This is a genomic window from uncultured Comamonas sp., assembly GCF_964277875.1.
In the GTDB taxonomy this organism is placed as follows: domain Bacteria; phylum Pseudomonadota; class Gammaproteobacteria; order Burkholderiales; family Burkholderiaceae_C; genus Comamonas; species Comamonas sediminis.
The window spans coordinates 49,782-67,842 of sequence record NZ_CAXYJV010000030.1 but is presented as its reverse complement, the minus strand read 5'-3'; the positions used below and the strand labels follow the sequence as shown (position 1 = coordinate 67,842).

Here is an 18,061-nt window from a genome sequence, read left to right as displayed (position 1 = left end):
CCATGGAACTGTATTTAGGCCAGATAGTCATGTTTGCGGGAAATTTTGCCCCTAGGGGCTATGCCTTTTGCAATGGACAGATTCTCTCCATCGCTCAGAATACCGCCCTGTTCTCACTTCTGGGAACCACCTATGGAGGAAACGGCGTAACCAATTTCGCTCTGCCTAATTTAAGTGGCCGGATGCCAATTGGTGTTGGACAGAGTCCAGGAACCGAGAATGTGCTCCTGGGCCAAGTTGGAGGAAGCCCCAATGTCACCTTAACTTCCTCGCAGCTCCCGATACATAACCATACATTGGCCACCCCTGTGGCAAGCACCGCGGCCGGCACGCTGCAAGCAGCGACTAGCGGCGCGATGCTGGCACAGTCAAACCAGCGGGACGCGCAGTACATTCCGGCCGCCGAGGCGGGCACTCCGGTTTCACTGGCAGGCGCTACAACCACGGGATTGGCTGGTGGTTCCCAGCCTGTCCCGACAATGTCCCCCTATCAGGGAATTAACTTCATTATTGTGGTTTCAGGCCTCTTCCCATCGCGTAATTGAGCATTGGGCGCAGACGCGTCCAGATACGCCAGCACAGCGCCCAGCGCAGCCTCGGGCGCGAGGTCCGTGCCCTGCAAATGCAGCTCCGGCTGCAGCGGCCGCTCATAAGGGCTGTCAATACCGGTAAAGTCGCACAGCTCGCCGCGCCGGGCGCGCGCATACAAGCCCTTGGGATCGCGCGCCTCGCACACAGCCAGCGGCGTATCGACAAACACCTCGACAAAGGCGTCCGGCGCAAACAAGGCCCGCGCCTGTGCCCGTTCTGCCGCAAACGGCGAGATGGCAGCCACAATCACCACCAGGCCGGCATCGGCCATCAGCCGCGCCACATGGGCCATACGGCGGATATTCTCTGCCCGCGCCTCGGCGCTGAAACCCAGATCGGCATTGAGCCCCTGGCGCAGGTTGTCGCCATCGAGCGCATAGGTATGGCAGCCGCGCTGGTGCAAGGCCCGCTCCAGCGCATGGGCCAGGCTGGTCTTGCCCGAGGCGGACAAACCGGTGAGCCAGATGCAGCAGGGCGCATGGCCCATCAGCGCGGCGCGCTGGGCCGGCAGCATCGCCTGGCCAGGCGGAAAGATGGCGGCCACGGGTTCTGGATGGTCGTTCATTCGGCAGGCTCCGTCTTGGTGGGCGCGCGGCGCATGGTCACGTACAGCCCATCGCCTGGCAGTTGCACAAAGCCCAGCCGCAGGTATAAATGGCGCGCGCGGTTCTGCGGCTCCACACTCAGCGCCAGCGGCTGCCGCTGGGCATCAGCGCAGTCGCACAGCCACCGCAGCAGCACGCTGCCCAGGCCTTGGCCACGCTGTGCAGCCAGCAGCGAGATATCGACGACCCGTAACGCATCGGGCCCGTCCTCCACAATCAAACGCCCGATCGGCTGGCCATCCTGTTCGACCAGGTAATGCAGCGCATCGGGGTAGTAGCTGCCATAGTGCTGACGCTGAAAATCAAACTGCGACTGGCAGAAGGCATCGATGACCTCAGGCGGCCAGCCGGTAACTGCCAGCTCGTCGCTGCGCACATCGCGGTAGAGCACACGCAAAAAATCCGCATCCGACGCCAAAGACTGGCGCAGCTGCAAGCGGCCCAGCTGCAGCGCCGCAGGCAGCTCAGAGGGCATGGCTGAAGTGGGCCTCGTAGTACACGCCTTGCGCATCGGCCCCGGTGGCGGACACCATGATCGCAAAGTCGCCCCAGTCCGCATGGCGTGCGCGGTAGGTCTGGCTGGGCAGCACCGGGGCGGCCGGGCCCTGAAAATTAAGCCGGAAGGCAGCCATGCCTGGGGCCGTTCGGCCTTGCGTTTCAAAGGCCGTCACCACCAGCGGAATCTGATGCGTCTGCCCTGCGGTATCCCCCGCCAGGAACACCAGCGACTGGCCCTGGAGCTGGCTGGCCATCTCCTGCGTCAGCACCCGCGACCATACGGCATCATCCAGTTGGTAAGTGGCTTCGGGCAAGGTCATACAGGGGCAGCAAACGCAGTCCATGGGGGCAAGAGCGCCATTCTATCGCTGGGCCTGCGGGCGGCACCAGCGAATGCGTGACCTGGATTTCAGCCCCGCATCTCCGCCTTCACCACCACCCACAGCCCCAGCAGCACCGCCGCCAAGCCCGCCCAGGCCACCCAGGGCTGGTGCTCGCCGACAATCCACACCGCCAGCACAAAGGCCGCCACCGGCTCGATGAGGCTCAGCGCCACTCCGGTGGGCCCGGAGATATGGCGCAGGCCCATCGAGAACAGCAAGTGCGCAATGCCCGAGACGACAGCGCCCAGGTAGACGACGACCAGCACGGCAGACAGGCTCCACTGCGGCGCACCCGCATACAGCGCGGCAACAGGCAGCGCCAGCAGCGCAGCACCGCTGAACACATAGAAGTTCACCACCTTGGGCGACATATGGCTGACTAGGCGCTTGTTGACCAGCGCATAGCCGGCATAGGACAGCCCCGCGAGCAGGCACAGCGCCAGCCCAGGCCAGGAGACCTGGCTGCCGCCGCCCTCGCCCATCACCATCGCCACGCCACCGGCCACGCTGACCAAGGTGCCCAGCCACCACAGCGGCGACAGCGGCGCGCGCAGCACCAGCGCCTGCAGCAGGCCCGCCCAGATGGGGCTGCTGCCAATGGCCACGGCCGTACCCACGCCTACACCCGCCATCTGCAGGCCGGCATAAAAGAACACGCTGTAGCCGCCAATGCCCAGCGATGCCCAGAAGAACGACGACAGCCGCAGCCCCGCCTGGCGGGGCCGCAGCACCAGGCTGCCAGTGCTGCCGCGCCGCGCCCAGAGCAGGCTCAGGCCCAGGAAGGCCGCCGCCACCGCCAGCTGCGCCGCACCCACCCAGAACGGCGACAGCCCCGCCGCCCCCAGGTATTGGGCGGTGCCGCTGGTGCCCCAGAGCACGCCGGCAATGGCGACCAGTGCAATGCCCTGGGCGGAGGCGCTGAAGATAGAAGAAGGTGCAGGGGAAACCATGCCGCTGGATGTCTGTGTCATACCGCTATGGTGCTGCGGCGGGACCCGGGCAAATGTCGAGAAACGCTTGTGCCTGCGCTGCTCCACAGGCCCCGTGCATCAACGCGCCGCGCCCTTGCGCAGGCTGCGGCTGCCCACGCCACGGTCGCGCCGCAGTGCATAGGCCAGCGCGCTGGCGGTGCTATAGCCGCAGCGCAGCGCCGTGGTCTCCAGCGGCTGGCCGGCCGCCAGCGCTTTGCTGGCCTCGGTCAGGCGCAGGTCGCGCAGCCACTGCTGGGGGGTGCTGCCGGTCAGTTCCAGCCAGCGCACATGGAAGCGCTGCGGGCTCAGGTGCGCGAGGGCCGCCAGTTGGGGGGTGCGCCAGTCGCCGGCCAGATCGGCCCGCACCGCAGCGGTGATGGCCTGCACATGCAGCGCGCGGCGCAGCAGCAGCTGCGGCGATTGCTGCACCCAGGCCACATGGGCCTGGGCTACCGTCAAGGCCGAGGCATGGGTGGCCAGCCAGTCACGCGGTGGTGCGGCAAAGCGGCGCATCTGCGTCCAGTCTGCGCCATCGGGCACATCCACCACGGCCAGTGCACTGCCCTTCTGCGCGAGGTAGGCATGGGTGGAGCCGGCCGGTATCACCACGCCGCTGGCGGTATCGACATAGGCCGCCTTGCCATCGACCTCCAGCTCCATGCGCCCGGCCAGTGCGTACAGCAGCTGCACATGGTCATGGCTGTGCGCCTGCTGCTCGCCTTCGTAATGGCGAACAGAGTAGTCAGGAGCCAGCAAGCGGTGGTGAGAGTGGTCGGCCATGGCAGCGGTGCATCAGTGCATAGCGCACAGTGTAGCCAGGCGCTGGCGGTTGCTCCCTGTTGCGCCGCTTGCCCCGCCTGGCCGTGCGGATCAGCGTATATTGGCGCATGGTCCGGGACTGGCCCGGGCCGCCCCGCTTACTGCACAGCTTTCCGTCTGCATGGCCGACACCTCTTCGCCCCTCTCTTCTTCCGCTCCCGCGCCTGCCGCCCGCCGCTCCTGGGCGGACACGTTCCGCGTCTACACCGAGCCGGCCAGCCTGCGCATGCTGGCGCTGGGCTTTTCTGCCGGCCTTCCGTTGCTGCTGGTGCTGGGCACCTTGTCGTTCTGGCTGCGCAAGGCGGGGATTGACCGCAGCACCATCGGCTACCTCAGCTGGGTGGGCCTGGCCTATGCGTTCAAATGGGTCTGGTCGCCACTGGTCGACCGGCTGCCGCTGCCCGGCCTCACGCGCCTGCTGGGGCGCCGGCGCAGCTGGCTGCTGCTGGCCCAGGGCCTGGTGATCGCCGGCCTGCTGGGCATGGCCTGGGCCGATCCGCAACTGCACCTCAACCACGTGGTCTGGTGCGCGCTGGCCGTGGCCTTTGGCTCGGCCACGCAGGATATTGCGCTCGATGCCTACCGCATCGAATCGGCCGACGCCGAGCGCCAGGCGGCACTGGCCGCCACCTACCAGACGGGCTACCGCATCGCGATGATCTGGGCCGGCGCTGGCGTGCTGTGGCTGGTGGCGCTGGGGCTGCAAGAAGGCGCGGGCGACTACCAGCGCCAGGCCTGGAGCTTTGCCTACCTGGTGATGGCCGCGTCGATGCTGGTGGGCGTGGTCACCGTGCTGCTGTCGCCCGAGCCCGTGGCCAAGGCGCTGACCCCTGCTCGCAATGCCGCCCAGTGGCTGCGGGAGGCGCTGGTCGCCCCGTTTGCCGACTTTCTGGGCCGCTACGGTTGGCATGCGGCGCTGATCCTGGCCTTGATCGCGATCTACCGCATCTCGGATGTGGTGATGGGCATCATGGCCAACCCCTTTTATGTCGACATGGGCTACACCGAGGCCGAGGTCGCCTCGGTCAGCAAGATCTTCGGCGTCATCATGACCTTGGTCGGCGCCTTCATCGGCGGCGTGATCTCGATGCGCATCGGCGTGATGCGGGTGCTGATGCTTGGCGCGGTGCTGTCGGCCGGCAGCAACCTGCTGTTTGCCTGGCTGGCCACCCGTGGCCATGACCTGGTGGGCCTGATTGCGGTGGTCTCCGCCGACAACCTGGCCGGCGGTATTGCGTCGGCGGCCTTCATCGCCTATCTGTCGAGTCTCACGAACGTCAACTACTCGGCCACCCAATATGCGCTGTTCAGTTCGATGATGATGCTGCTGCCCAAGTGGATTGCCGGCTTCTCGGGCGTCTATGTGGACCATTTCGGCTATGCGCAGTTCTTTGTGTCGACGGCACTGCTGGGGTTGCCGGTGCTGGTGCTGGTCTGGCTGGCGTCGCGCATCAGGCCCGTGCCCGGCAGGCCCTGACCCGCTTGGCACGGCCGATGCGCGGTTTACCAAACTTTACGGCAGGGACAATCCGGCGCGACCCCGGCGTGCCACGATCGCCCCTATAGCAAAATCTGCGGGTCCTCCCGCCCATAACCATGACTGCCATGCATACCCACCAACTGTTGATGATCGAAGATGACGAGCGTCTGGCCAATATGGTGAGCGAGTATCTGGCCCAGTCGGGGCTGCAGGTCAGCCACATGGCCGATGGCGCCAGCGGCCTCGCAGCGCTGCAGGAGCCGGCCAGCGGCCAGTCGCCCGACCTGGTCATCCTCGATCTGATGCTGCCCGATCTCGACGGCCTGGAGGTCTGCCGCCGCATTCGCACCCTGAACGGCCCCGCCGCCCAGGTGCCCATCCTGATGCTGACCGCCAAGGGCGACCCGATGGACCGCGTCATCGGCCTCGAAGTGGGCGCCGACGACTACCTGCCCAAGCCGTTCGAGCCGCGCGAGCTGCTCGCCCGCATCCGCGCCATTCTGCGCCGCCGGGTCGATGGTGGCAGCGCGGCGGCCCCCGCCAGCCAGGTGCTGCGCTTTGGCAGCCTGGAGATCGACCGCGACGCCCGTTCCGTCACGATCAGCGGCAAGCCCGCCGACCTGACCAGCTACCAGTTTGACCTGCTGGTCACTCTGGCCGAACGCGCCGGCCGCGTGCTCAGCCGCGACCAGATCATGGAAGCCGTGCGGGGCCGCGAGCTCGAAGCCTTTGACCGCTCCATCGACGTGCACATGGGCCGCATCCGCGCCGCCATCGAGGCCGATGCCAAGAACCCGCGCCGCATTCTGACGGTGCGCGGCGTCGGCTACGTGTTCGCCAAACAGCAGGACTGAGGACTGGCTCCAGCGCCCCGCCGCCCGCATGCATCTGTACAAATACTTCGCCGAACGGCTTTATCTGCGTATCTGGCTCACCGTGGTGGGCGGCGTGGCCGTGCTGATCCTGGTGATTGGTTGGGCCTGGCAGGCGGCGGCGGAGAAGAACGCCACGCCACTGCAGCCCCCGGCGCGCGAGCTGCTGATCCGCAGTGCCGATGGCTCGTTGCTGCTGCATGGCGAGGCGGTGCGCCAGCCCGGCGACCCCAGCGAGCTGGTGCTGTACCTGATTGAGGACGACCAGGGCCGCACCTACGAGATGGAGCTGCAGCGCCGCTCCGGCCGGGGCGAAGGCCACCGCCCGCCGCCGCCCAATCTGGGTCCGTGGTGGTTCTGGGTCAAGCCGCCGTTTGGCTTTTTCTGGATGCTGGGCCTCATCGGTGTCGTCGTCGTCGTGGGCGTGTTCCCCATCATCCGGCGCCTGATGGGCCGGCTCGAGGCACTGCGCAAAGGCGTCAAGCAGTTTGGCGATGGCGACCTGTCGGTGCGCGTCGATGTGCGCGGCAATGACGAGGTCAGCGACCTGGCCGAGCAGTTCAATGCCGCAGCCGCCCGCATCGAGGCGCTGGTGCAATCGCACAAATCGCTGCTGGCCAACTCCTCGCATGAGCTGCGCAGCCCGCTGACCCGCATCCGCATGGGCGTGGAGCTGATGGGCGAGAAGCCCTCGCCCACGTTCAAGCAGGAGATCCAGCGCAATATCGCCGAACTGGACCAGCTGGTGGACGAAATTCTGCTGGCCAGCCGTCTCGGTGCGCGCGAGGCCGATGTGGGCACCGCCGAGATGATCGACATCATCGGTCTGTGCGCCGAAGAGTGCGCACGGGTGGAGGCCGACCTGGAAGTGGCCGACATGCATGGCGATGCGATCGAGGTGCGTGGCATTGCCAAGCTGCTGCGCCGCGCGGTGCGCAACCTGCTGGAAAACGCCCGCCGCTACTCCCAGGGCCCGATCACCTTGTTCCTGGACAAGCAGGGCGCGTATGCGGAAATCCGCGTCGCCGACCGGGGGCCCGGCGTGCCGCCCGACCAGCGCGAGCGCATTTTTGAATCCTTCTACCGCATGCCCGGCGCCAGCGAGCGCCATGGCGGTGTGGGCCTGGGCCTGGCCCTCGTGCGCTCGATTGCCGAGCGCCATGAAGGCAGCGTGCATTGTGAGGGGCGTGAGGGCGGCGGCGCCGTCTTTGTGCTGCGCCTGCCGTTGGCACCGCTGGCACGCAGCACGCCTGCGCAAACCCTGCCGCCGGCCAGCGTCTAAGCCAGCGGCGAACGCATTGAAAAAGGGCCTCTTGCTTTGCAGCAGAGGCCCTTGTTGATGGCACGTTGGATGTCAGCGCTTAAAAAGCCACGCCCGACCTAAGCGCGATATTGGCATAAGGCGTGCATTCGCCAGTGCGCACCACGGCCACGGCCTGGCGGCTCAGCGCCTTGAACGCTTCATGCGGCACGCATTGCGGCGCGCTGGGCAGGCCATCGGCCTGGCGCTGCTGGTACCAGGCCGGCAGTTGCGGCCCGTCCAGGCACTCATTGGCGACGACGGCCGCTTCCACCTGCAGCTCGCTCAGGATGGCCTGCAGCACCTGGTCCAGGCTGGGCACACCGCGCGCCACGGCCAGGTCCACCCGGCGCACGCCAGGGGGCACCGGCAGGCCGGCATCGCCAATGACCAACAGATCGCCATGGCCCATCGCGGCGATGATCTGCGACAACTCGATATTCAACAGCGCGGCACGCTTCATACGGGGCTCCAGAGGCTGGCTTCGGTGCGGGTAGCGACCTCGGCATGGAAAGGAATGGAAGGCTGTGCGCCTGCGCGGGTCACGCAGATGGCTGCCGCACGGATGGCCCACTGCGTGGCGTCGTCCAGGCTGGCGCCAGCCGCCAGTTGCACGGTGAGTGCGCCCAGGAAGGTATCGCCAGCAGCCGTGGTGTCCACCGCCTGCACCTGGGGCGCGCGGTGCCAATGGGCGGCGGCTTCTGCGCAACCCTCGGCCGGCTGGCCGCAGCAAACGGCGCCCTGGCTGCCCAAGGTCACCACCACCTGGCCCACGCCCCTGGCCTGCAGCCAGCGCGCGGCACGGGCGGCGCTTGCGGGGCTGTCCACCGGGCTGCCGCTGAGCTCGGCGGCTTCGCCTTCATTGACCACCAGCACATCCACCATGGGCCACCAGGCATCAAGCAGCGGCTGCACCGGTGACGGGTTGAGCACGGTCTTGCAGCCCACGGCGCGCGCGCTGCGCAAGGCCTGGTCCACCTCCTGCAAAGGGGTCTCGAACTGCAGCACCACATAGTCGGCATCCTGCAGCAGCGGGCGCAGCACCGGCCCGGTCACCTGCAGCCGCAGGTTGGCACCGGGCACCACCACGATCTGGTTCTGGGCGCTGTCATCGACGCTGATGACGGCCACGCCGGTGGCATCGCGCGCACTGCGCTGCACATGCTGCACATCGATATGGTCGGCCACCAGGCCAGCGAGCAATTGGTCGGCATAGGCGTCCTCGCCCACGCAGGACAGCAGGCTGACGGCCGCCCCCTGGCGCGCACAGCTGACGGCCTGGTTGCCCCCCTTGCCGCCGGGCACCTGGCTGAGCGACTGGCCCAGCATGGTCTCGCCAGCGCGCGGCATATGCGGCACGCGCAGCACCAGGTCCATGTTCAAACTGCCCAGCACCACGATACGCGGCGCCTGGCTCAAGATAGGCACATTCACACTGTTTCTCCACTCACAATCGGCACGGCAGCCCGGGCCAGCGCCCGGCTGCTCTCGCGGGTGACCAGCGCCGGCACCAGCATCTGCGTGGCAGCGGCGGCCGGGCCGGCGCTGCGGCCGGCCTGGATGCGCTCCAGCAACCAGGCCAACGCCTGCTGGGCCATGGCCCGGGTCGGCTGGGCCACCGTGGTCAGCGCTGGCTGGGTATAGCTGGCCAGCTCGATATCGTCATAGCCCACCACGGCCACATCGCGCGGCACCTGCAGGCCCGCCTCATGCACGGCGCGCAGCGCGCCCATCGCCATCAGGTCGTTGCAGGCAAACACGGCCGTGGGCCGGTTGGCGCCGCCGTCGTGCAGCAGGCGCTGCATGGCCACATAGCCACCGTTGACGGTGAAATCACCATGCACCAGCAGATCGCTGGGCAGGCCCACCAGCTGCAGTGCCTGGCGCCAGCCCTGTACGCGCTGTTCGCTGGACTGCAGATCCTGCGGGCCAGCGACGCAGGCAATGCGCTTGCGGCCCAGGGCCATCAGGTGCTGGGTGGCCAGCATGCCGCCCTGCACATGGTCGGTCTGCACGCAGGGGCGCTCCAGGCCGGCAATGGCCCGGTCGATCAGCACCATCGGCAGCGCCGTCTGCACCAGGTGCTGGGACATCAGCGCGTCATCGCTGGTGGAGGCCACGATCAGGCCATCGACCCGCTTTTGCGACAGCACATCCAGGTAGACCTGCTGGCGCCCGGCATCGTTGTCGGTATTGCACAGCAGCAGCGCATAGCCGGCCGCAAAGCAGGCGTCTTCGACCGCGCGTACCAGCTCGGCAAAATAGGGATTGGAGTTGTCCGGCACCAGCATGCCGATGGTGTGCGTGGCCTGGGTCTTGAGGCTGCGCGCCACGGCGCTGGGCACATAGCCCAGGGTCTGCACGGCTTCCAGCACACGCTCCTGCGTGGCCGGCAGCACCGAACGCGTGTTGTTCAGCACATGCGAGACCGTGGTGACGGACACGCCCGCCAGGCGCGCCACGTCCTTGATGCTGCTCATCACCACCGTCAGGCCCGGCGTGCGGCACGGCGCTGGCGCACCGTGTCGATGATCACGGCCACGACGATCACCGCGCCGGTGATGATGCGCTTGGCCGGCTCGCTGGCGCCGATCTGGGCCAGGCCCGCTTCCAGCACCGCGATGATCAGCACACCAAAGAAGGTGGCGATCACCGAGCCGCGCCCGCCCATCAGGCTGGTGCCGCCGATCACGACGGCGGCAATCACCTGCAGCTCCATGCCGCTGCCGGCATTGGGGTCAGCGGCCTCCAGGCGGGCCGACTGCATCAGGCCTGCCAGGCCGGCGAGCAGGCCGGTCAGTGCAAACACCAGGATGCGGATGGGGCGCGGATCGATACCGGCCAGGCGCATGGCCTCTTCATTGGTGCCGATGCCGACCACATAGCGGCCGAACACGGTGCGGGTCAGCACAATCTGGCCCAGCGCCACCACCACGATGGCGATGACAAAAGCCGCCGAGACGCCAGCGGCAATGGGCGCCGCCAGGCCCGAGATCGCATCGCCCACATACTGGGTGCGCGAGTCGGTGACCAGGTAGGCGGCGCCACGCAGCGCTTCGAGCATGCCCAGCGACACAATGAAGGTGGGCAGGCGCCAGACCACCGAGATGGAGCCCAGCACCGCGCCGCACAGCAGGCCGCAGAGCAGGCCCAGCGCACCCGCAGCCCAGGGGTTGAGGCCCCAGACCAGAATCGCCTGGGCCGCCACCGCCGCCGACAGCGCCAGCACCGAACCCACCGACAGGTCAATGCCCGCCAGGATCAGCACAAAGGTCATGCCGACGGCCATCACCGCCAGCGCGGGGATCTCATTGGCGATGGTGACAAAGGTCTCGGTGCTCCAGAAATACTCGCTGAGGAAACTGAACAGCGCGACCATCGCGGCGAGCACCAGAAACAGGCCCACATAGGTGCCCCAGGCCTGCATGCGGCCCGAAGACGCCTGCGAGGCGGCGCTGGCAGCCGCTGCAGCCGACGGCGTAGGCGCGCTGGCGCGCGCGGAAAGGGGGGTAGTCATGGCTTGGTCCTCTTGCCTGCTCTTTTATTCGGGGGTTGCAGCCTGTGCTGCGGCGTGGGCCGATGGGGCTTCATCCACATTGCCAAAAGCGGCGGCCAGCAACTGCTGGTCGCTCCACTGGCCGCGCTCGAACACGGCCACCAGCTCGCCATCGTGCATCACGCCAATGCGGTCACACATGGCCATCAGCTCCCGCAGGTCGCTGGAGACCATCAGCACGGCCTTGCCGTCATCGCACATGCGGTCGATCTCGTGGTAGATGTCGGCGCGCGCGCCCACATCGACGCCGCGTGTAGGCTCATCGAGCAGCAGCACATCACAGGGCTGGTGCAGCCAGCGGGCAAACACCACCTTTTGCTGGTTGCCACCGCTCAGCGTGGAGACGGCCTGCTCGGCGCTGCGCGAGCGGATGCGCAGGCGCTCGACAAAATGGCGGGCCACTTCGCTCTCCTGCGCGCGCTGCAGCCAGCCGCCGCGTGCAATCTTGTGCATGCCCGCCAAGGTGGTGTTGGCGCGGATCGACTGGGACAGCAGCAGGCCTTGCGACTTGCGGTCTTCGGTCACCAGGCCGATACCGGCCCGGATCGCCTGCACGGGGCTGTTCCAGTTGGGCGCCACCGTCTGCGTGGGCGCGGGGCTGCCAGCGGCATGCAGGCTGATTTCGCCGTGCTCGGCGCGGTCTGCGCCAAACAGCAGGCGCACCAGCTCGGTACGGCCCGAGCCGACCAGGCCCGCCAGGCCCATGATCTCGCCCGCATAGAGCGACAGACTGACGCCGCGCACCTGCGCGCCGCGCTGCAGATTTTTGGCAGACAGGCGCAGCGCACCACGCGCGCGGCGCGGCCGGCCTTCGTTGTCCTGCACCGCATGGCCCACCATGCGCTCGACCAGCTCATGCTCCTGCACGCCCTGCATGGGCCGCACATCGACCAGGCGGCCATCGCGCAGCACGGCCACCTTGTCGGCGATGCGCTGCAGCTCTTCGAGCCGGTGCGACACATAGACCAGCGCCACACCGCGCTCCTTGAGCAGTGCAATCTGTGTGAACAGGTGCTCGGTTTCCTTGAGCGTGAGCATTGCGGTGGGCTCATCGAGCACCAGCACCCGCGTGCCCTCCTGCAGGTTACGGGCGATCTCCACCATCTGCTGCTGGCCAATGCCCAGCTGCGAGACGGGGGTGTCCGGATCGATATGCTCCATGCCGATCTTGGCCAGCTGGGTGCGGGCCAGCGCCCGCATCGCCGCATGGTCCAGCCAGCCGAGCCTGTGGGGGAGCTGGCCGAGCAGCAGGTTCTCGGCCACCGTCAAGGTAGCCACCAGGCCCAGCTCTTGCATCACCATGCGCACGCCCAGGCGCTCGGCTTCGCGCCGCGACGCGGGGGCAAAGGGCTTGCCATCGAGCTGCATCTGCCCCTGCGATGGATCCACCAACCCGCACAGAATCTTGGACAAGGTGCTCTTGCCCGCGCCGTTTTCACCGGTCAGCGCCATCACTTCGCCCGCCTGCAGATCCAGGCTCACGCCCTCCAGCACCAGGGTGCCGGAGTAGGCTTTGCCGATCTGCTGCAAACGCACGCGTGGCGTGCCGGCGCCTTGCGCCTCAGTCGTAGCCATGGGGTGCGCCGTGATTACTTGCTGTCCTTGGTCACCAAGGACACATCGGTCTTGACTTCAGCGGGCAGCTCGTTCTGCTTTTTCTTCTCGGCCAGCGCCTTGAGGGCGATCTCGATGCCGAACACAGCCTGCTTGGCAGCGTACTGGTCGGCGGTGGCCAGCACGCGGCCGTCCTTCAGCATGGGCTTGATGGCGGCGATATTGTCATAGCCCACGACCTGCACCTTGCCGGTGCGGCCGGCGGCCTTCACCGCTGCGACCACGCCCAGCGCCATGCTGTCGTTGCCTGCCATGATCGCCTTCAGATCAGGGTGCTCGCGCAGCATGCCGGCGGCCACCGTGTTGCCCTTGTCGATTTCCCACTGGCCCGACTGCAGGCTGACCACGTTGGCGCCAGCGGCCTTCATCGCATCCTGGAAGCCCAGCGTGCGCTGCTGGGCGTTGAAGGTGGTCGAGACGCCTTCGACGATGCCCACCTTGTCACCGGCCTGCAGCTGCTTGCCCAGGAAATCGCCCACCAGCTTGGCGCCGGCACGGTTGTCCGGACCCACGAAAGGCACGTTCAGGTCCTTGCTCTTGAGCGCGTCGGCATCGAGCTTGTTGTCGATGTTGACGATCAGCACGCCCTTGTCTGCCGCATTTTTCAGCACCGACACCAGGGCCTTCGAGTCCGCCGGGGCGATCACGATGGCCTGCACGCGCTGGGCCACCATCTGCTCGACCATCTTGATCTGCGCGGCCGTGTCGGTCTCGTCCTTGATGCCATTGGCCACCAAGGTGTACTGGGCGGCATTGGCCTTCTGGTGCGCCTTGGCGCCGTCTTCCATCGTGCGGAAGAACTCGTTGGCCAGCGATTTCATCACCAGCGCCACTTTGGGCTTATCAGCCGCAACGGCTTGGTGGGAAAAACCAGCCACGGTGGCCAAAGCCAGCGCAGCAGTCAGGGTACGGCGGGTAAAGCGCATGAGATAAGTCTCCGAAGGATTGTTGTGCATCGCGCGGTGCCATCCACAGCAGTAGCCGCGAGATGCCGCATGTTTGCATGGGCGCAAACGTTTGCGCCCCGGAGTTTACCCGAAGGTCAAACAAGATTTCACGAGTGGGTCATGCCGGGCAAATGCTTCGGCGGCACCCGCTTGGGCAACCCGCTACGGCTGCCTGCAGGCGGCCTTTCAGCGGCTCAGCCCTGGTGCGGATGGCGCCAGACCATGGCCGCCAGAATCACGATCCCCAACACCAGTGCAGCGCCTGCGGCCGCCAGGCCATAGGCAAAGCCCTGCTGGGTGCTCGCGCTGTGGGCCAGCATCCAGGCGACCATCGGCGGGCCTACGATCTGGCCCAAGCCGTAGGCCGCCGTCAGCAGACCCGGAAAGCTGCTGAGCGCGCTCGGCCAGATGCGGCGCGCCTCTTGCAGCGCAAAAAAGGTCAGCGCCGTAAACGGCAGGCCCAGCAGCAGGCTGCCCAGCGAAAAGCCCAGCGGCGTCGGCCACAGCGCACTGATGGCAATGGACACGGCCTGGATGCCGTAGCCGGCCATCAGCAGGCGGCGCCGGTCCCAGCGGGTAGGCAAATGGGTCGAGAGATAGGCGCCCAGTGCCACGCCGCCACCGAACATGGGCCAGAACAGGTCGGGCCAGACCGAATCGGCGGGCAGCGCGCCGCGCGCAATCACCGGCAGGTAGGTGGCGGTGACGATATAGCCCAGGCCGGCCAGACTGTAGGCCAGGGTCAGCAGCAGCCGGTCGACCGGGCCCTCGGGTGCGGCTGCCACAGCGGCGCCGGTCTGCGTATGGGCAGGCGGTGGCGCCAGCGGGCCGCGCACCACCGTCATCACCATCAGCCAGAAGACCAGCGCCAGCAGCGCAAACGCCAGCCAGGCGCTGACGGCATGCCAGCCGGCTGCCACCATGGCGCTGGTGGCCAGGCCGGTCAGCGCAATGCCGATGCCCGGGCCGCAAAACAGCAGGCCGCCCATCTGCGGCCGCCCCAGATGCGCCAGCTGCGACATGCACCACAGGGTGATATTGAGGAACACCACGGCGCTGGCCACGCCCGAGACAAAGCGCAGGCTGGCCCAGGCGCCGGGCCAGTTCAGTGCCATCGCCGCCGTCAGCACGGCGGTGATGAACAGCCACCAGTGCACCATGCGCGAGGGGTGCAGCCGCTGCATCAGGCCTTGGGCTACCCAGGGCAGCACCATGCACAGCAGCGAGCCGACAAAGTAGCCCAGGTAGTTGCTCATCGCCAGCCAGCTGCCCTGCGCCAGATCGATGCTGCCGTCATGCAGCATCATCGGCATCAACGGGGTGAACGCAAAGCGCCCCACGCCCATGGCCGAAGCCAGCGCCACCATGCCCGCCACGGCCACCAGCCATGGGCGCTGGTTCCAGGGCAGCGAAGCGCTGGAGGAGGAAGGGGAAACCGAAGAGCTGACCGAGGGTGGCATGGTGCGAACCTGACGTTTATGTATCTTTTCTAGAGATGCTATGTTAAATTAACATCTTCAAAAAAGATAGATACAAACGTGTTGGATCTCGCCACCCTTGCCATCTTTCAGCAGGTCATTGCCAGCGGCAGCATCACCCGTGCTGCGCAGCAGCTGGGCCGCGCCCAGTCCAATATCACCACCCGCATCCAGCAGCTGGAGGAGTCGCTGGGCGTTGCGCTTTTTGTACGCGAAGCCCGGCGCATGGTGCTGACACCCGAGGGACAGCAGCTGCAGCGCTATGCCGACCAGTTGCTGACCCTGGCCGAAGAGGCCACGCAGAGCCTGCGCGGCCAGCACCCCAGCGGCCGGCTGCGCCTGGGCTCGATGGAGAGCACCGCCGCCGCGCGCCTGCCGCTGCCACTGGCCACGTTCCACCGCACGCACCCGCAGGTGCAGCTGGAGCTGTCCACGGCTGCATCGCTGCAGCTGATGGAGCAGGTGCTGGACCACCAGCTCGATGCCGCGCTGGTCGCCTGGCCGCCGCCGGATGTGGATGCGCCGCTGCCGCTGGACCTGGTGCCGCTGTACGAAGAATCGCTGCAGCTGCTGCGCCCCGCCCAGACCCTGGAGGGAGAGCTGCCCCGCACCCTGGCCGGTTTCAGCGATGGCTGCACCTACCGCCGCATTGGCGAGCAATGGATGTCTCAGGCCCACGGCCCGGTTCCCACGCGGGTGCTGCAGTTGTCGTCCTACCACGCGATCATTGCGGCCGTGGCCGCAGGCAGTGCGGTGGCCGTCGTGCCACAGACCGTGCTCGACCTGCAGCGCCACCCGCTGCCTGTGCACAGCCAGCCGCTGGGCAGCTGCACCACGATGTTTGTCACCCGCCAGGGCTATGCCACGCCGGCGGTGCAGCAATTGCTGGCGGTCCTGCAGACGGCCGCACCTACCCCTTTAACAGCAGCGATGGAGACCGTATGACCCGCGATGTGATGCAAGAACTGGGCCTGCAGCTGCCTGTGGTGCAAGGCCCGATGACCGGCGCGGACAGCGCAGCGCTGGCCGCTGCCGTCAGTGCGGGCGGCGGCCTGGGCTCGCTGGGCTGCGGCATGCGCTCGCCCCAGGCGATGGCTGAGGCCGCTGCCGCAGTGCGCGCGCAGACCGACCGGCCCTTTGCGATGAACCTGTTTGTGCAGGCCACCCCCGCACCCGATGCCGCCACCGTGCAGCAGGCCCTGCAGCGCCTGGCCCCGCTGTACGCCCGTTTTGGCGCGGAGCCCGCCGTACCCAGCCAGTGGTGCGAAGATTTTGCGCAGCAGCTCGATGCACTGGCCGCCTGCCGCCCGGCAGTGGCCAGCTTTACCTTCGGCATCCTCAACGCCGCCCAGGTGCAACGCCTGCAGGCGGCCGGCAGCCAGGTCTGGGGCACGGCCACCACGGTGGCCGAGGCGTTGGCCTGGCAGGCGGTGGGGGCCGATGCCGTCATCGCCAGCGGCAGCGAGGCCGGTGGCCACCGGGGCACCTTCCTGGCGGACTATGCTTCGTCGATGGTCGCCACCTTGCCGCTGGTGCGCGACTGCGTGCGGCAGCTGCAGGTACCGGTAATTGCGGCCGGCGGCATCATGGATGGCGCCGGCATCGCCGCCGCACAGGCATTGGGGGCGCAGGCGGCGCAGATGGGCACAGCCTTTCTGGTCTGCCCCGAATCGGCCATCAACGCTGCCTACCGCGCTGCACTGGCCGCTGCCCAGGCCACCGACACCGTCACCACCCGCACGATCTCGGGCCGCCCTGCGCGCGGCATCCGCAATGCGATGATCGATGCGCTCGAAGCCGATGAGGCCGCCATTCCGCCCTACCCGGTGCAAAACGCGCTGACCGGCGCACTGCGCAAGCTCGCCGGCGCGGCGGGCGATGCGCAGTACCTGTCGCTGTGGGCCGGCCAGGGCGTGGCCCAGGCCAGAGCCCTGCCCGCTGCGCAACTATTGCACCAGCTCAAGCAAGAGTGGCAGGCAGCGGGCGCACAATAGCAGCCAATGCCCGGCAGCCTGGTCCGGGCCAGCAAAGACTGCCTGCCGTGAACACTGTTGCACCCTCTGCCCCTGCGCAAGCCTCCCGCCCCGTCATCCTGTCCATCCAATCGCATGTGGCCTGGGGCTATGTCGGCAACTCGGCGGCGGTGTTTGCGCTGCAGCGCCTGGGCTTTGATGTGCTGCAGGTGCATACGGTGCTGTTCAGCAACCACACGGGCTACGGGCAGTTCCGGGGCCAGATCCTGGGCGCCGAACATATCCGCGACATCCTCGCGGGCCTGCGCGAGCGCGGCGCGCTGCAGAAAGTGGGCGCCGTGCTCTCGGGCTACCTGGGCAACGCCGATACCGGCGCCGCCATTCTCGATGCCGTCAATGACATCCGCCAGGCCAATCCGCGGCTGCGCTACCTCTGCGACCCGGTGATGGGCGATGTGGGCCGGGGGCTCTTCGTCAACCCGGCGATCCCCGATTTTCTGCGCGACCAGGCCATCCCGTTCGCCAACATCATCACGCCCAACCAGTTCGAGTTCGAGCTGCTGAGCGGCACCAAGCTGGCGAGCACCGAAGAGGCTGTGGCTGTCGCGCGCCAGATGCGTGGGCGCGGGCCGGACACCATCGTCATCACCAGCCTGGCCACGCCCGACATCGCTGCCGGCCAGCTGGGCACCCTGGCCGTCAATGGGCAAGGCGCCTGGCTGGTGACCACGCCGCGTATCGACCTGCACCCCTTGCCCAATGGCATGGGCGATGTGTTTGCCGCCACCTTGCTGGGCCGGCTGGTGGATGGCCGCGCGTTGCCAGAGGCGCTGGAGCTGGCCACGGCTACCTTGTATTCGCTGGTCCAGGGCACGCAGGCGGGCTCCCGTGATCTGCCGCTGGTGGCAGCGCAGGCCCAGCTGATCGAGCCGGCAGCGCGCTTTGCGTCCCGCCAGGTGGCCTGAGGCAACCCA

At 67.5% G+C, this 18,061-nt stretch carries 19 protein-coding genes; 7 read left to right on the top strand and 12 right to left on the bottom strand.

Translation table 11 applies throughout. The annotated features are described in order from the left end of the window. Positions 1 to 2 precede the first annotated feature (2 nt). Positions 3 to 545, top strand: coding sequence for a tail fiber protein (locus ACHWUQ_RS11210; RefSeq protein WP_313336029.1), 543 nt, complete (start codon positions 3 to 5; stop codon positions 543 to 545). On the opposite strand, the gene cysC is transcribed toward ACHWUQ_RS11210, so the two are convergent. The 5 genes from cysC to ACHWUQ_RS11185 form a co-directional block, all read right to left on the bottom strand. After that, the gene (gene cysC, locus ACHWUQ_RS11205) at positions 491 to 1,156 is read right to left on the bottom strand and encodes an adenylyl-sulfate kinase (protein WP_394681166.1); all 666 of its coding nucleotides are present in this window, start codon (positions 1,154 to 1,156) and stop codon (positions 491 to 493) included. The two genes, ACHWUQ_RS11210 and cysC, sit on opposite strands and share 55 nt — an antisense overlap. Continuing rightward, on the bottom strand, positions 1,153 to 1,671 hold the full coding sequence (locus tag ACHWUQ_RS11200; protein WP_394681165.1) for a GNAT family N-acetyltransferase: 519 nt from the start codon (positions 1,669 to 1,671) through the stop codon (positions 1,153 to 1,155). The genes cysC and ACHWUQ_RS11200 overlap by 4 nt, the downstream gene beginning before the upstream one ends. Then, complete coding sequence (locus tag ACHWUQ_RS11195) at positions 1,661 to 2,014, bottom strand: DUF6916 family protein (RefSeq protein WP_312525964.1); 354 nt, start codon at positions 2,012 to 2,014, stop codon at positions 1,661 to 1,663. Before ACHWUQ_RS11195 ends, ACHWUQ_RS11200 begins: the two co-directional genes overlap by 11 nt. Positions 2,015 to 2,103: 89 nt before the next feature. Continuing rightward, complete coding sequence (locus ACHWUQ_RS11190; RefSeq protein ID WP_394681164.1) at positions 2,104 to 3,048, bottom strand: DMT family transporter; 945 nt, start codon at positions 3,046 to 3,048, stop codon at positions 2,104 to 2,106. Positions 3,049 to 3,126: 78 nt separating this feature from the next. Beyond that, a complete protein-coding gene (locus ACHWUQ_RS11185) occupies positions 3,127 to 3,828 on the bottom strand; it encodes a helix-turn-helix domain-containing protein (protein ID WP_394681163.1) in 702 nt (233 codons plus the stop codon). A 160-nt stretch (positions 3,829 to 3,988) separates the two neighbouring features. Between ACHWUQ_RS11185 and ACHWUQ_RS11180 the strand changes: the two genes are divergently transcribed. The 3 genes from ACHWUQ_RS11180 (at position 3,989) to ACHWUQ_RS11170 (ending at position 7,501) form a co-directional block, all read left to right on the top strand. Beyond that, positions 3,989 to 5,344, top strand: coding sequence for an AmpG family muropeptide MFS transporter (locus ACHWUQ_RS11180; RefSeq protein WP_239810242.1), 1,356 nt, complete (start codon positions 3,989 to 3,991; stop codon positions 5,342 to 5,344). A 128-nt stretch (positions 5,345 to 5,472) separates the two neighbouring features. Then, a complete protein-coding gene (locus tag ACHWUQ_RS11175) occupies positions 5,473 to 6,201 on the top strand; it encodes a response regulator transcription factor (protein ID WP_239810241.1) in 729 nt (242 codons plus the stop codon). A gap of 28 nt (positions 6,202 to 6,229) precedes the next feature. Beyond that, positions 6,230 to 7,501 (top strand): HAMP domain-containing sensor histidine kinase, encoded by a 1,272-nt coding sequence (locus ACHWUQ_RS11170; RefSeq protein WP_312413917.1) that lies wholly within the window; start codon positions 6,230 to 6,232, stop codon positions 7,499 to 7,501. Positions 7,502 to 7,580: 79 nt separating this feature from the next. Here the strand turns inward: ACHWUQ_RS11170 and rbsD are convergent, their stop codons facing one another. The 7 genes from rbsD to ACHWUQ_RS11135 all read right to left on the bottom strand — a co-directional run bounded on the left by rbsD (position 7,581) and on the right by ACHWUQ_RS11135 (position 15,096). Next, positions 7,581 to 7,982 (bottom strand): D-ribose pyranase, encoded by a 402-nt coding sequence (rbsD, locus tag ACHWUQ_RS11165; protein WP_239810239.1) that lies wholly within the window; start codon positions 7,980 to 7,982, stop codon positions 7,581 to 7,583. Continuing rightward, positions 7,979 to 8,953 (bottom strand): ribokinase, encoded by a 975-nt coding sequence (gene rbsK, locus ACHWUQ_RS11160; RefSeq protein ID WP_394681162.1) that lies wholly within the window; start codon positions 8,951 to 8,953, stop codon positions 7,979 to 7,981. The genes rbsD and rbsK overlap by 4 nt, the downstream gene beginning before the upstream one ends. Further along, positions 8,950 to 9,999 (bottom strand): LacI family DNA-binding transcriptional regulator, encoded by a 1,050-nt coding sequence (locus tag ACHWUQ_RS11155; RefSeq protein WP_394681161.1) that lies wholly within the window; start codon positions 9,997 to 9,999, stop codon positions 8,950 to 8,952. Before ACHWUQ_RS11155 ends, rbsK begins: the two co-directional genes overlap by 4 nt. Before the next feature lie 8 nt (positions 10,000 to 10,007). Next, positions 10,008 to 11,036 carry an ABC transporter permease gene (locus tag ACHWUQ_RS11150; protein ID WP_373449401.1) on the bottom strand — a complete coding sequence of 343 codons (1,029 nt, stop codon included), beginning with the start codon at positions 11,034 to 11,036 and terminating at the stop codon, positions 10,008 to 10,010. Positions 11,037 to 11,060: 24 nt separating this feature from the next. Further along, positions 11,061 to 12,650, bottom strand: a complete 1,590-nt coding sequence (locus ACHWUQ_RS11145) for a sugar ABC transporter ATP-binding protein (RefSeq protein WP_312462541.1) — start codon at positions 12,648 to 12,650, stop codon at positions 11,061 to 11,063. Between the two features lie 14 nt (positions 12,651 to 12,664). Continuing rightward, positions 12,665 to 13,615 carry a sugar ABC transporter substrate-binding protein gene (locus ACHWUQ_RS11140; RefSeq protein ID WP_394681160.1) on the bottom strand — a complete coding sequence of 317 codons (951 nt, stop codon included), beginning with the start codon at positions 13,613 to 13,615 and terminating at the stop codon, positions 12,665 to 12,667. 215 nt (positions 13,616 to 13,830) lie between these two features. Beyond that, positions 13,831 to 15,096 carry a YbfB/YjiJ family MFS transporter gene (locus ACHWUQ_RS11135; RefSeq protein ID WP_312462539.1) on the bottom strand — a complete coding sequence of 422 codons (1,266 nt, stop codon included), beginning with the start codon at positions 15,094 to 15,096 and terminating at the stop codon, positions 13,831 to 13,833. 78 nt (positions 15,097 to 15,174) lie between these two features. Between ACHWUQ_RS11135 and ACHWUQ_RS11130 the strand changes: the two genes are divergently transcribed. Genes ACHWUQ_RS11130 through pdxY form a run of 3 tightly spaced genes read left to right on the top strand, consistent with a single transcriptional unit; the run spans position 15,175 to position 18,052 of the window. Next, positions 15,175 to 16,059 (top strand): LysR family transcriptional regulator, encoded by an 885-nt coding sequence (locus ACHWUQ_RS11130; protein WP_394681159.1) that lies wholly within the window; start codon positions 15,175 to 15,177, stop codon positions 16,057 to 16,059. Beyond that, entirely contained in the window at positions 16,056 to 17,108 is a 1,053-nt protein-coding gene (locus ACHWUQ_RS11125; protein ID WP_312462536.1) for a nitronate monooxygenase, read from the top strand. The genes ACHWUQ_RS11130 and ACHWUQ_RS11125 overlap by 4 nt, the downstream gene beginning before the upstream one ends. A 47-nt stretch (positions 17,109 to 17,155) precedes the next feature. Next, positions 17,156 to 18,052 carry a pyridoxal kinase PdxY gene (gene pdxY, locus ACHWUQ_RS11120; RefSeq protein WP_394681158.1) on the top strand — a complete coding sequence of 299 codons (897 nt, stop codon included), beginning with the start codon at positions 17,156 to 17,158 and terminating at the stop codon, positions 18,050 to 18,052. Positions 18,053 to 18,061 lie beyond the last annotated feature (9 nt).

Excerpts from the sequence above, each read along its gene's own strand:
- ACHWUQ_RS11140 (WP_394681160.1), bottom strand. The coding sequence starts at position 13,615 with ATGCGCTTTACCCGCCGTACCCTGACTGCTGCGCTGGCTTTGGCCACC.
- rbsD (WP_239810239.1), bottom strand. The coding sequence starts at position 7,982 with ATGAAGCGTGCCGCGCTGTTGAATATCGAGTTGTCGCAGATCATCGCC.
- ACHWUQ_RS11145 (WP_312462541.1), bottom strand. The coding sequence starts at position 12,650 with ATGGCTACGACTGAGGCGCAAGGCGCCGGCACGCCACGCGTGCGTTTG.
- ACHWUQ_RS11185 (WP_394681163.1), bottom strand. The coding sequence starts at position 3,828 with ATGGCCGACCACTCTCACCACCGCTTGCTGGCTCCTGACTACTCTGTT.
- ACHWUQ_RS11155 (WP_394681161.1), bottom strand. The coding sequence starts at position 9,999 with ATGAGCAGCATCAAGGACGTGGCGCGCCTGGCGGGCGTGTCCGTCACC.
- ACHWUQ_RS11150 (WP_373449401.1), bottom strand. The coding sequence starts at position 11,036 with ATGACTACCCCCCTTTCCGCGCGCGCCAGCGCGCCTACGCCGTCGGCT.
- ACHWUQ_RS11180 (WP_239810242.1), top strand. The coding sequence starts at position 3,989 with ATGGCCGACACCTCTTCGCCCCTCTCTTCTTCCGCTCCCGCGCCTGCC.
- ACHWUQ_RS11210 (WP_313336029.1), top strand. The coding sequence starts at position 3 with ATGGAACTGTATTTAGGCCAGATAGTCATGTTTGCGGGAAATTTTGCC.
- ACHWUQ_RS11195 (WP_312525964.1), bottom strand. The coding sequence starts at position 2,014 with ATGACCTTGCCCGAAGCCACTTACCAACTGGATGATGCCGTATGGTCG.
- ACHWUQ_RS11170 (WP_312413917.1), top strand. The coding sequence starts at position 6,230 with ATGCATCTGTACAAATACTTCGCCGAACGGCTTTATCTGCGTATCTGG.
- ACHWUQ_RS11190 (WP_394681164.1), bottom strand. The coding sequence starts at position 3,048 with ATGACACAGACATCCAGCGGCATGGTTTCCCCTGCACCTTCTTCTATC.
- ACHWUQ_RS11175 (WP_239810241.1), top strand. The coding sequence starts at position 5,473 with ATGCATACCCACCAACTGTTGATGATCGAAGATGACGAGCGTCTGGCC.
- ACHWUQ_RS11125 (WP_312462536.1), top strand. The coding sequence starts at position 16,056 with ATGACCCGCGATGTGATGCAAGAACTGGGCCTGCAGCTGCCTGTGGTG.
- cysC (WP_394681166.1), bottom strand. The coding sequence starts at position 1,156 with ATGAACGACCATCCAGAACCCGTGGCCGCCATCTTTCCGCCTGGCCAG.
- ACHWUQ_RS11135 (WP_312462539.1), bottom strand. The coding sequence starts at position 15,096 with ATGCCACCCTCGGTCAGCTCTTCGGTTTCCCCTTCCTCCTCCAGCGCT.
- ACHWUQ_RS11200 (WP_394681165.1), bottom strand. The coding sequence starts at position 1,671 with ATGCCCTCTGAGCTGCCTGCGGCGCTGCAGCTGGGCCGCTTGCAGCTG.